The sequence below is a fragment of the Vibrio sp. V01_P9A10T6 genome (genome assembly GCF_963877065.1).
In the GTDB taxonomy this organism is placed as follows: Bacteria; Pseudomonadota; Gammaproteobacteria; order Enterobacterales; family Vibrionaceae; genus Vibrio; species Vibrio anguillarum.
This window is the reverse complement of sequence record NZ_CAWNTB010000022.1, coordinates 17,270-29,387: the sequence shown is the minus strand read 5'-3', so window position 1 is coordinate 29,387 and position 12,118 is coordinate 17,270. Positions and strand designations below refer to the sequence as shown.

Genomic DNA, 12,118 nt, shown 5'->3' with positions numbered 1-12,118 from the left:
GCGATGTTGGCTAGGTTCACCTACTTCAATCACATAGTCTGGCTGCCTTGACTTGCCGCTCTGCTGAAATTTCAAGTATTTCGGGTATCTCTTTGTCGATAATGGCACACTTTACTGAACTCAAAAGAAGACGTCAATATATCTAGACGTCTATATGTCTTTGCTTATGGCGGTAAATCCCGCTAAAATCCAACTTTCAAATTTTTAACGACCAATTACGATAACGAAGGTGCGCAATGGCAGACTGGAATGGGGAATACATTAGCCCATATGCTGAACATGGGAAGAAGAGTGAGCAAGTCAAAAAAATCACCGTTTCAATCCCATTGAAAGTGTTGAAAGTATTAACTGATGAGCGCACTCGCCGTCAAATCAATAACTTACGCCACGCAACGAACAGTGAGCTGCTGTGTGAAGCCTTCTTGCATGCTTATACCGGTCAACCTTTACCGACCGACGAAGATTTGAGAAAAGATCGTCCAGACGATATTCCGACGGAAGCAAAAGCATTAATGACCGCCATGGGCATTGAATTTGAAGCGTATGATGATGAAGAAGTGTAGCGCGTAATTGCGGTACAACGAGATAAAATCGAGAGGATACTGGGTAAGTTGCCATTGTGACTTTGGCTCTGTGTCTCAGAATATAAAAAAACCGCTGAAAGTCAGCGGTTTTTTTTCGAGCGAGGCATTTAGCCGCTCAAGCTTGTGATTATTCTTGCATGTAATTGACAGGCATCTCGATTCGAGCAACGCCAGAGTCAACCGCTGCTTGAGCAACCGCTTTAGCAACACGAGGCAGTAGGCGTGGGTCCATCGGTTTTGGAATGATGTATTCAGGGCCGAAACTTAACGCTTTTACGCCTGCAGCTTTCAACACTTCAGCCGGCACTTCTTCTTTAGCCAGTTCACGTATCGCCTCAACTGCGGCTAGCTTCATTTGGTCATTAATTTCACTAGCACGGACATCCAAAGCGCCACGGAAAATAAATGGGAAGCACAACACGTTGTTGACTTGGTTTGGATAATCGCTACGGCCTGTGCCGAGAATTAAATCGTCACGTACTGCGCGTGCGAGTTCCGGTTTAATTTCCGGATCCGGATTTGAGCAAGCAAATACGATCGGTTTATCGGCCATTAATTTTAGCGCTTCGGCAGGCAGCAGATTGGGGCCTGACACACCTAGGAATAAGTCAGCGCCTTCAATCACATCTTCCAGTGTGCGTTTGTCGGTGTTATTAGCAAACAACTGCTTATATTCATTAATGTCATCGCGACGAGTATGAATCACACCTTTGCGATCAAGCATGTAGATTTTTTCACGCATTGCGCCGCACTTAATCAATAGTTCCATGCAAGCGGTGGCTGCTGCGCCAGCGCCAAGACAGACGATAGTGCATTCGTTGAGTTTCTTGCCTTGCAGTTCAATCGCATTGAGCATGCCAGCGGCGGTAACAATCGCAGTGCCGTGTTGATCGTCATGGAAAACAGGCACATTACAGCGCTCGATCAGACGGCGTTCAATCTCAAAGCAATCTGGTGCTTTGATATCTTCTAAGTTGATGCCGCCAAAGGTGTCGGCGATGTTGGCAACCGTATCGACAAATTCATCGATTGTGCGGTGTTTTACTTCAATATCAATTGAATCAAGCCCAGCAAAGCGTTTAAACAGTAGCGCTTTTCCTTCCATGACGGGCTTGGAAGCCATCGGACCTAAGTTACCTAAACCAAGAATAGCCGTGCCGTTTGAGATCACAGCGACGGTGTTGCCTTTCGCAGTGTATTTATAAACGTTGTCGATGTTCTGTGCGATTTCACGAACCGGTTCAGCAACGCCCGGGCTGTAAGCTAGAGCAAGGTCTTCAGCCGAGTCGGCAGGCTTAGTTAATGAAATGGCAATTTTACCCGCGGTTGGGTAAGCATGGTAATCGAGTGCGCGTTGGCGAAATTGTTCTTCTGCCGTTAATTCTTGGTGAGTGTCATCAGACATAGGTATAAGTGCTCGTGTTGGATTGGAAAAGGTCCATAATTCTAATGGATGTCGCTCAAACTTCCTAGGCGGGAACCTGACGTGCTTCATCAAAAAATGGAGAAAATGTCGCAGATAAGACCAGTGCGTACTGACAACTATACAAAAAATGCCAACAAAAAAGGATGCCGAAGCATCCTTTTTTAATTTTCTAGCAAAAAAGAGATTATTTGCTAGAAAGAGCACCGAAACGCTTGTTGAAGCGATCTACACGGCCGCCAGTATCAACGATACGTTGCTTACCAGTGTAGAATGGGTGACATTTGTCACACACGTCTAGGTGGATAGAATCTTTGCCTAGCGTTGAGCTGAACTCGAAAGAGTTGCCGCAAGAACAAGTCGCGCTAACTGCTTTGTACTCTGGATGGATACCAGCTTTCATGGGATAACCTCAAATTGGGCCGCGTCGCTATCCGAATCTATGCCGGACACCACACGTAGTTAATAAAAAAATGTTGATACCGCTGACTGCTTAACATCAAGCAAGAAGCCATATCATCAAGGCGCGATATATTAATGAATCCTCTTCAGTGGATCAAGCCATTTCGCCGCTATTTTCGCCACATTTTTGTCCAATGACGAAGCTCGAATTTCGGTGACGCATCCAGTAGACTGTCTTTTCACATTTTTTGTAGAACGAACGGTCGATTATGCGCCCCACCATTGCACGCGTTGCCTTACCTGTCCCATTGGATAAGCAGTTTGATTATCAGATCCCAAGTCATCTGTTTCCGATTGTTGGTGGACGAGTGTCGGTGCCATTTGGTCGGCAAACTCTGGTGGGTATCGTCACCGCTATAGTCAGTGAGTCTGAGTTTTCAGTCGATCAATTAAAGCCGCTAAAAGCGGTACTCGATAGCCAGCCAGTCTGGCCAGAGAAACTCTATCAATTGCTGTTGTGGTGTAGCCAGTTTTATCAATACCCATTAGGCGACACGCTATTTAATGCATTGCCTGGCGCATTACGTAAAGGGAAAGCGGCCGATTTTTCGACTTTAGTGGAGTGGCAACTGACGCCCAGTGGGCGCGATCAACTCATGCAAGGATTCGGGCGAGCGGTAAAGCAAGCCAAAGTGATGGCGATGCTTGAGTCTGGCGCTGTGCCCCATCAACTGTTTATTGATGAAGAGGTAGGTAGCAGCGTACTCAAAACCTTACAAGAGAAAGGCTGGATAGAATCACTGGAAAAACGGCCGACACTGACGGCTTGGCCGCAAAATGTTGAAGCGGATGTGGAAAAGCCCAAGCTAAACCAAGAACAAGCGATCGCGATTGCTTCAATTAATAGCCATCACCATTTCGCATGCTATTTACTTGAAGGGGTCACCGGTTCAGGGAAAACCGAAGTTTATCTAAACTTAATCAAGCCCGTTTTAGAAAAAGGACGTCAGGCATTGGTACTGGTGCCTGAGATTGGTCTAACACCACAAACCATTAACCGCTTTCGTAAGCGATTTAATGTGCCAGTTGCCGTGGTCCACTCGGGGCTCAATGAAACCGAGCGTCTCAACGCGTGGTTAGCGGCGCGTGATAATATTGCGGGCATTATCATTGGTACTCGCTCAGCGCTGCTAACGCCTTTTGCAGACCTAGGTATCATCATTGTTGATGAAGAGCACGACGCTTCGTATAAACAGCAAGATAGCCTACGTTACCATGCAAGAGATGTCGCGGTAATGCGTGCAAACCTTGAGCAGATCCCGATTGTGCTTGGTTCTGCCACTCCAGCATTAGAAACGTTGCATAATGCATTGAGCGGCAAATATCATCACTTAAGCTTAACTCAGCGTGCTGGCGTAGCGGTTCCTAATAAAAACAAAGTGTTGGATGTGAAAGGCCTGTTTTTAGAGAGTGGCTTATCAGCGCCGCTGATTGCTGAGATGAGAAAACACCTCAGCGCTGGTAACCAAGTGATGCTGTTTCTCAATCGGCGCGGCTTCTCGCCCGCGCTGATGTGCCATGAATGCGGTTGGATTGCAGAATGCAAACGTTGCGATGCGTACTATACCTTTCACCAATACAGCAGTGACATGCGTTGTCACCATTGTGGCTCGCAACGTCCGGTGGTTCATCAGTGTCAAGGTTGTGGTTCAACTCAGTTGGTTACGGTTGGGGTAGGTACTGAGCAACTTGAAGCGCAACTGGCGCAGCTTTTCCCCGAATATAAAACGGTGCGTATTGATCGCGATAGTACGCGTCGTAAAGGCAGTTTAGAAAGTGCTTTATCATCGATTCGCCAAGGTGAGTATCAGATTTTAATTGGCACGCAGATGCTCGCTAAAGGGCACCATTTTCCCGATGTGACTTTAGTAGCGTTATTGGATGTGGATGGTTCGCTATACAGCAGTGATTTTCGTGCCGCCGAACGCTTGGCGCAGCTATTTACTCAAGTGGCAGGTCGAGCAGGGCGCGCTAGTAAACCCGGCGAAGTGATTTTACAAACGCATCACCCGGAACACAGTTTGCTGCAAGCACTGTTGCAAAAGGATTATCGTCATTTTGCAGAAACCGCGTTAGAAGAGCGGAAAATAGCGATGTTGCCGCCTTACACCTATCTCACACTGTTTAAAGCGGAATCCAATCAAGCTTCGATGGTGGAAGAGTTTTTACGCCAAATTAGGCATACGTTAGAAGCGCATCCGTTATTTGATGATTCGTGCTTAGTCTTAGGGCCAACCCCAGCCCCATTGGCGAAAAGAGCGGGCAAATATCGCTGGCAGTTATTACTGCAAACTCAGCATCGCTCAAAAATGCAAAAACTATTGATGAGTGCTAAGCCTGCGATTGGACTGTTACCATTAGCCAAGAAAATTCGCTGGTCGTTAGATATTGAACCGCAAGATCTCAGTTAAACCTCCGTAGCGTTTTCGATGAAACGAGATGTAACATATTGAAGCAATCGAGTGCTAAAAAGGTTACTGTTATTTTTGTCAGCCTATTTAATCCTCTCTAATGTGAGTGGCTTCACGCTTATTATGTAAAATTTGTTAATCTGACCGTAACTTTCTGGGTGGAAATGAATAGACTATCACTCATATATCCGCTGTGAATAACAGCTCAGCGTTCAAAATGGATAACCAGATTTTACAACCGGATTTTATAAACATAACAACGGGTGATTTCAGCCCAGTAACAACTTTTAAAGAGGTTAATTTCTATGGCGACAATGAAGGATGTTGCCCAGCTTGCAGGTGTATCAACCGCCACAGTATCTAGGGCGTTGATGAACCCTGAAAAAGTATCATCTTCAACGCGAAAGCGTGTCGAAGATGCTGTTTTGGAAGCTGGTTACTCACCAAATTCTCTCGCTCGTAACTTACGCCGTAATGAATCTAAAACCATTGTCGCTATCGTGCCTGATATTTGTGACCCTTACTTCACAGAGATCATTCGTGGCATCGAAGATGCGGCGATGGAACATGGTTATTTAGTACTGTTGGGTGATAGTGGTCAGCAGAAAAAGCGAGAAAGTTCGTTAGTTAACCTCGTATTTACTAAGCAGGCCGATGGCATGTTGTTGCTGGGAACGGATTTGCCGTTTGATGTTAGTAAGCCGGAGCAAAAAAACCTGCCACCTATGGTCATGGCATGTGAATTTGCGCCAGAACTTGAGTTGCCGACGGTACATATTGATAACCTTACTTCAGCGTTTGAAGCGGTGAACTATTTGACGCAGCTCGGGCACAAACGCATCGCGCAAATATCGGGGCCAGCAGAGGCCACGCTGTGTAAGTTCCGCCATCAAGGTTATCAACAAGCTTTACGCCGCGCAGGAATTACCATGAACCCTAATTATTGCACTTATGGTGATTTTACTTTTGAAGCTGGGGCTAAAGCACTGCGCCAATTATTGGCGTTATCTGAGCCACCCACAGCCATTTTTAGTCATAATGACAGTATGGCGATCGGTGTCATTAAGGAAGCCAAAAAATTGGGTTTGCGCGTTCCACAAGATATTTCAGTGGTGGGATTTGATGATATTCAATTTGCGCTCTACTGCGATCCACCGTTAACGACCATCTCACAGCCGCGCTATGAGATAGGGCGTCAAGCGATGCTCATGATGCTCGATCTTCTTCGCGGTCAAGAGGTTGGCGCAGGTTCTCGACTATTAGAAACCAAGTTAGTGATTCGAGAAAGCGCAGCGCCTCCTCGCTTAAGCTAACCACATGCAGCGCATTTTTGATGCGCTGCAACTCTTTCAGCACTATTAAGTCGTTGGAAACTGCATTAACATTGGCACAAACCATCAACTTTTGAATTCTCTGTGGCTAATAAAGATTATGTAAGGCGCGGTCGTAGTCCGAAAAAGCCGACCCCGAAAAAAACAACTCCACGTCGTAAACCTTGGCGTAGTGGCTTATTGGCACTGTTGCTCGTTTCCGGTTTTGGTTATGGGCTGTTCTTACTCAGCCGTGATCCTGAGCCGCCTCAAGCGGTTGTGGTTCCTACAAAACCAGTCGCAAAACCTAAGCCAGAGAAAGTGATCCCACCGCCTCCAGAGGAAAAATGGGATTACGTGGATAGCTTGCCGAAACGTGAAGTGGAAGTGGTAGCCAAAGAACAGAAAGTGTCTGAAATCCCTTATATCATGCAGTGTGGGGCGTACAAAACTTCGGCACAGGCTGAAAGCCGTAAACTTGATATCGCGTTTCAGGGTTTAAAAAGTGAAATCCGAAAAACGGAAGGCAGCAGTTGGTATCGCGTGGTATTAGGGCCATACAAATATAAGCGTGATGCGCAGCGTGACGAGCATAAATTACAACGCGCTAAAATTGAGCCGTGCGCCATTTGGACTGAACCACAATAAGAGCGATCACTCACCGCATCCAATCGATTCGCGGTGAGTGTTTTTTGTGACTTGAAATCTTCCCCAACCATCCTCATATATTTGCTAACTCCATCGTGAAAACAAATAAGAGGTCCTGTCGTGACTACCATCGTCTCTGTACGTCGTAATAATAAAGTTGTCATCGCCGGTGACGGACAAGTATCGCTCGGTAATACCGTAATGAAAGGCAATGCGCGCAAGGTTCGCCGTCTGTACAATAATCAAGTCTTGGCAGGGTTTGCAGGTGGCACAGCCGATGCGTTTACCTTGTTTGAGCGCTTTGAAAGTAAGCTGCAAATGCATCAAGGTCATCTTACTAAGGCTGCGGTTGAGCTGGCAAAAGATTGGCGTAGTGACCGAGCACTGCGTAAGCTAGAAGCGATTTTAGCGGTGGCTGATGAAACTGCATCGCTCATTATTACGGGCAATGGTGACGTCGTTCAACCAGAAAACGACCTGATTGCTATCGGTTCGGGTGGTAATTTTGCCCAAGCTGCGGCGACCGCATTATTAGAAAATACCGATTTAGATGCACGTGAAATCGCTGAAAAAGCACTGAAAATTGCGGGCGACATTTGCGTGTTTACCAACCATTTCCACACTATCGAAGAACTAGAAATACCGGCGGAATTGCTACTGCAACAAACAGTGACCACCGAAAAATAAAGACAGTGTTAGGGTAAAGAATTAAGGAAGATCTGATGTCTGAAATGACTCCACGTGAAATTGTTCACGAATTAAATCGCCATATTATTGGTCAAGATAAAGCCAAACGTTCGGTGGCGATTGCGCTGCGTAATCGCTGGCGTCGCATGCAGCTCGAAGAGAGCTTACGCGCCGAAGTAACGCCGAAAAACATTTTGATGATTGGTCCAACTGGGGTGGGAAAAACGGAAATTGCTCGTCGTCTCGCCAAGCTTGCCAACGCACCATTTATTAAAGTGGAAGCGACCAAATTTACCGAAGTGGGTTATGTTGGTAAAGAAGTGGAAACCATTATTCGCGATTTAACCGATGTCGCGGTAAAAATGACTCACCAGCAAGCGATGGAAAAAGTGCAATTTCGCGCGCAAGAGCAAGCAGAAGAGCGCATTTTAGATGCTTTATTACCACCAGCTCGTGATGCTTGGGGAGAGAATGAAAAGGGCGAAGAGAGCTCGAACACTCGCCAAATCTTCCGTAAAAAGTTGCGTGAAGGAAAGCTCGACGACAAAGAGATTGAAATCAATGTCGCTGTCCCTCAAATGGGGGTTGAAATTATGGCACCTCCGGGCATGGAAGAGATGACCAACCAGTTGCAAGGTTTGTTTCAGAACCTTGCAGGGGATACCAAGAAAAAACGCAAACTCAAAATCAAAGAGGCATTCAAAGCTTTGACTGAGGAAGAAGCGGCAAAGTTGGTCAATCAGGAAGAGCTGAAAGATCAAGCTATTTTTAATGTTGAAAATAACGGTATTGTCTTCATCGATGAGATTGACAAAATCTGTAAACGCGGCGAAAGCTCAGGTCCAGATGTATCGCGTGAAGGGGTGCAACGTGATTTGCTACCTTTGATTGAGGGCAGTACCGTCTCGACTAAGCACGGCATGGTTAAAACTGATCATATCCTCTTTATTACGTCGGGTGCATTCCAAGTGGCGAAGCCCTCTGATTTAATCCCCGAGTTGCAAGGCCGCTTGCCGATTCGCGTCGAACTTGAAGCATTATCGAGCCATGACTTTAAACGTATTTTGACTGAGCCGAAAGCCTCTCTGACCGAGCAGTATATTGCGCTGATGAAGACGGAAGAGGTGCACATTGAATTCACTGAAGATGGCATCACTCAAATTGCGGAAGCCGCGTGGAAAGTGAATGAAACCACGGAAAATATCGGCGCACGTCGCCTGCATACCGTGATGGAGCGTTTGATGGATGAAATCTCATTTGATGCAACAGAAAAACCGGGCTCCTCAATGATTATCGATGCAGCCTACGTCAAGCAGCGCCTAGGTGAGTTAGTCGAGAATGAAGATTTGAGCCGCTTTATTCTTTAGCGGGTCGAATGGCCAGTACACCGTTTGTAGCCCGTCCAAAGTGACGGGCTTTTTATTGCCGTGTTATACTCGCCAGCAGAACAGTATATACTGACCCCTTTTTTGAACGGCAGTGACCTTGCATGAAGAATTCGCTCCATATCTGGCTTGATGCGGCCAGGCCTAAAACGCTCCCTCTCGCGCTGGTTTCTATTTTAACGGGCAGCGCGTTAGCTTTCTCATCGGGCCATTTTTCGTTGCCAGTAGCGCTGCTTGCTCTGCTTACCGCAACTTTATTACAAATCTTATCCAACCTTGCAAATGATTATGGTGATGCGGTCAAGGGTACGGATAATGAGGCTCGCTTAGGGCCAATTAGAGCGATTCAATCCGGTGCGGTGACGCTCGATGATATGAAGCAAGCGATGCTGATTAACATCACATTGACGGTTATCTCGGGTTTGGTGTTGATTTTTTATGCACTGGATAGCGTGCAAAGTATTCTGGCTTTTGTCGGGTTGGGCGTGCTCGCCATTGTGGCCGCGATTGCTTACACGGTCGGTAACAAACCCTACGGCTATGCCGGCTTAGGTGATTTATCCGTATTCATTTTCTTTGGTTTACTTGGGGTGTCTGGAACCTATTTTTTGCATACCGGCCATGTGGAACCGAGCCTGTTCTTACCCGCGTTAGGCTGTGGCTTATTGGCGGTCGCTGTGCTCAATGTCAATAATATGCGTGATATTGAAAATGATGCAGTTTGCGGAAAAAAAACCGTTGCCGTACGTCTTGGGCAAACGCGCGCCAAGCAATATCACTTTATGCTATTGGCGGGTGCGGTGATCGCTTTTGCTTGGTATTTAGTGATGCAAAGCAGCTCAACGTGGATAAGTTTGCCCTTTTTGTTGAGCATTGTGGTAGTGGTAAAACACAGTAAAGCGGTGTGGGTGAGTGATCAACCTGCGCAGATAGCACCTATGATGCCCGCTATCGTCAAATGTTCACTGATCACCAACTTGTTGTTTGTTGGAATTGTTATAGCTCAAACTCTGACGAGTTAATTGTCGCTTGTCATTGCAATGACTTAATGACCCTATATACTCGGTGAAGATAATTTTCGGCAAGAGAAGAACCATTATGGAATACAACACCTCTGCGTTATGTGATATTTATCTCGACCAAGTCGATGTGGTGGAGCCAATGTTTAGTAACTTTGGTGGAAGCGCATCCTTTGCTGGCCAGCTTACGACGATTAAATGTTTTGAAGATAATGGCTTAATCCGTGAAGTATTAGAGCAAGATGGGCTAGGACGGGTGCTGTTAATTGATGGTGGTGGTTCACTGCGCCGTGCGCTGATTGATGCAGAATTGGCCGCTCTTGCTGAAGAAAATGAGTGGGAAGGCATCGTTGTTTACGGTTGTGTCCGCGAAGTGGATGAACTCGAAGAGATGAGCATCGGCATTCAAGCGCTCGCCTCTATTCCTGTTGGAGCATCCAATCAAGGTATCGGTGAAGTGGATGTGCCTGTCAATTTTGGTGGCGTCACTTTCCTACCTGAAGATTATTTATACGCTGATAATACGGGTATTATTTTATCTCCTGAGCCTTTAAATGTGGATATGGACTTAGATGATGACCTTGACGAGATTGAAGAGTAGTTTCTCGCGCTGAAAGGCGATGCTTCTAAGTGATAAAGCCAGCATGAATGCTGGCTTTTTTATATTTAGTTCACCACGACGTGCTCAACCAGATAAATGGTAGCATTAGCGAAACAGGTAAGTTTGTTTTAGATGCAGGGCGTAGTAATAACCCAGCAGCCCACCTAAGGTATTGCCTGCGGCAATCCCGATAAACAGCCCTTCGACATCATAGAGATACGAACCTAACCACGCGGCAGGAAGAGTGAACACAAACAGCCGCATCACGCTCCACTGAAAGGCGCGCATAGGTTGATGCAATGCATTCAATCCAGAGACAAGCATCATCACAATGCCTTGAAAGCCATAGCTCAGTGGCACCACCAGCAAATAGTGCCACAATAGATCGCGCACCGAGGGCTCTTGAGAAAATAGGGCTGACAAAGGGATGCTCAGCGGTACCATCATCGCAAAAATCATCAATTGGAATACGATAGAAAAACGCATGCTGAGGAACAGGCCAGCAAAGCTACGCTCGATATTTTTTGCGCCGATGTTTTGTGCCATAAAGGGAGTCAGTGCTGAGGTTAGTGACATCAAGACCAAAATGAGTATCGACTCAATACGCTGCGCGGCGCCGTAAGCGGCTACTGCAGCCGTGCCATGACTTGCCAGCATCATCATTAATAGCGCGCCAGAGAGTGGATTCATTGCATTGGAGAGTGCCGCTGGTGTGCCCACTTTTAAGATCTGCTGCCAATCATGCCATAAAGTAGGAAAATACGGCCATGCCAATAATTTTTCTCTTTTGATTAAGACATATAGCGATCCACACAGTGCGCCTAACCAACTGAATGCACTGGCAATAGCAGCACCTTGGATTCCTAATTCAGGGAAAGGGCCATAACCAAAAATCAGCAGCGGATCGAGCAGACCGTTAATACAACCTGCGAGCATCATAATTTTAGCCGGTGTTTTGGTGTCACCCGTGGCTCGAATTGCGCTGTTACCAGCCATGGGAATAACGAGCAAAGGAATGGTCAAATACCAAACCTGCATGTATTGCTCAATCAAAGGGATTAAATCGTCAGTGGCACCAAGCAGTAGGAAGAGTGGCTTAATGGTCAGTAAACCCAGAATTGAAGCAAATGTCACCAGCACCACAGCCAGTAACACGCCGTGACTGGAAAAACGCGCTGCATTTTTAGCGTCACCTTGACCGAGTAAGCGGCCAATACTCGTCGAAAGTCCAATACCAATTCCCATGGTGATGCAGTTAACCGCAAAGGTGACGGGAAAGGTAAAACTGATGGCGGCAAGAGATTCGGTGCCCAGCAGTGAGATAAAAAAGGTGTCGACCAAGTTAAACATCAAAATCGCGATCAAACCAAAAATCATTGGGATCGTCATTTGACTTAGCACATTTGGAATTGGGGCGGTTAATAGGCCGTGTTTATCGTGCATTACTGGCAACGTAGGTTAAGCAAAACGTTAGGATACTTGATTCTGGCGATCGCGACTATAGCTGCTGGGATGGGAAGTGTGACGCGAGTGAAGAAACAAAAAAGGCCAGCAAATGCTGACCTTCTTAACGATAATTAGTGTGAAT

Annotated in this window: 11 protein-coding genes; 8 read left to right on the top strand and 3 right to left on the bottom strand. The window is 46.4% G+C overall.

Going from position 1 to position 12,118, the window contains the following annotated elements:
- Positions 1–236 precede the first annotated feature (236 nt).
- Positions 237–563: a met regulon transcriptional regulator MetJ gene (metJ, locus tag AACQ21_RS01480; protein WP_010318342.1), complete on the top strand. Its 327-nt coding sequence runs from the start codon at positions 237–239 to the stop codon at positions 561–563.
- Positions 564–711: 148 nt separating this feature from the next.
- Here the strand turns inward: metJ and AACQ21_RS01475 are convergent, their stop codons facing one another.
- Together AACQ21_RS01475 and rpmE are read right to left on the bottom strand one after the other, a co-directional pair.
- On the bottom strand, positions 712–1,989 hold the full coding sequence (locus tag AACQ21_RS01475) for a malic enzyme-like NAD(P)-binding protein (protein ID WP_026027888.1): 1,278 nt from the start codon (positions 1,987–1,989) through the stop codon (positions 712–714).
- 205 nt (positions 1,990–2,194) lie between these two features.
- Complete coding sequence (rpmE, locus tag AACQ21_RS01470; protein ID WP_010318344.1) at positions 2,195–2,410, bottom strand: 50S ribosomal protein L31; 216 nt, start codon at positions 2,408–2,410, stop codon at positions 2,195–2,197.
- A 268-nt stretch (positions 2,411–2,678) separates the two neighbouring features.
- On the opposite strand from rpmE, the gene priA reads away from it, so the two are divergent.
- The 7 genes from priA to rraA all read left to right on the top strand — a co-directional run bounded on the left by priA (position 2,679) and on the right by rraA (position 10,530).
- Positions 2,679–4,880 (top strand): primosomal protein N', encoded by a 2,202-nt coding sequence (gene priA / locus AACQ21_RS01465; RefSeq protein WP_105977095.1) that lies wholly within the window; start codon positions 2,679–2,681, stop codon positions 4,878–4,880.
- A gap of 305 nt (positions 4,881–5,185) precedes the next feature.
- Positions 5,186–6,193 (top strand): DNA-binding transcriptional regulator CytR, encoded by a 1,008-nt coding sequence (gene cytR, locus AACQ21_RS01460; protein WP_017043195.1) that lies wholly within the window; start codon positions 5,186–5,188, stop codon positions 6,191–6,193.
- Positions 6,194–6,295: 102 nt separating this feature from the next.
- Positions 6,296–6,838 (top strand): SPOR domain-containing protein, encoded by a 543-nt coding sequence (locus AACQ21_RS01455; protein WP_017043196.1) that lies wholly within the window; start codon positions 6,296–6,298, stop codon positions 6,836–6,838.
- Between the two features lie 120 nt (positions 6,839–6,958).
- Positions 6,959–7,525 (top strand): ATP-dependent protease subunit HslV, encoded by a 567-nt coding sequence (hslV, locus tag AACQ21_RS01450; RefSeq protein WP_010317615.1) that lies wholly within the window; start codon positions 6,959–6,961, stop codon positions 7,523–7,525.
- A 35-nt stretch (positions 7,526–7,560) separates the two neighbouring features.
- Positions 7,561–8,892 (top strand): HslU--HslV peptidase ATPase subunit, encoded by a 1,332-nt coding sequence (hslU, locus tag AACQ21_RS01445; RefSeq protein ID WP_013855851.1) that lies wholly within the window; start codon positions 7,561–7,563, stop codon positions 8,890–8,892.
- A 122-nt stretch (positions 8,893–9,014) separates the two neighbouring features.
- On the top strand, positions 9,015–9,932 hold the full coding sequence (locus AACQ21_RS01440; RefSeq protein WP_105977094.1) for a 1,4-dihydroxy-2-naphthoate polyprenyltransferase: 918 nt from the start codon (positions 9,015–9,017) through the stop codon (positions 9,930–9,932).
- Positions 9,933–10,008: 76 nt separating this feature from the next.
- Complete coding sequence (gene rraA / locus AACQ21_RS01435; protein WP_026027418.1) at positions 10,009–10,530, top strand: ribonuclease E activity regulator RraA; 522 nt, start codon at positions 10,009–10,011, stop codon at positions 10,528–10,530.
- Between the two features lie 105 nt (positions 10,531–10,635).
- Here the strand turns inward: rraA and AACQ21_RS01430 are convergent, their stop codons facing one another.
- Positions 10,636–11,973 carry an MATE family efflux transporter gene (locus AACQ21_RS01430; RefSeq protein ID WP_105977093.1) on the bottom strand — a complete coding sequence of 446 codons (1,338 nt, stop codon included), beginning with the start codon at positions 11,971–11,973 and terminating at the stop codon, positions 10,636–10,638.
- Positions 11,974–12,118: the final 145 nt, after the last annotated feature.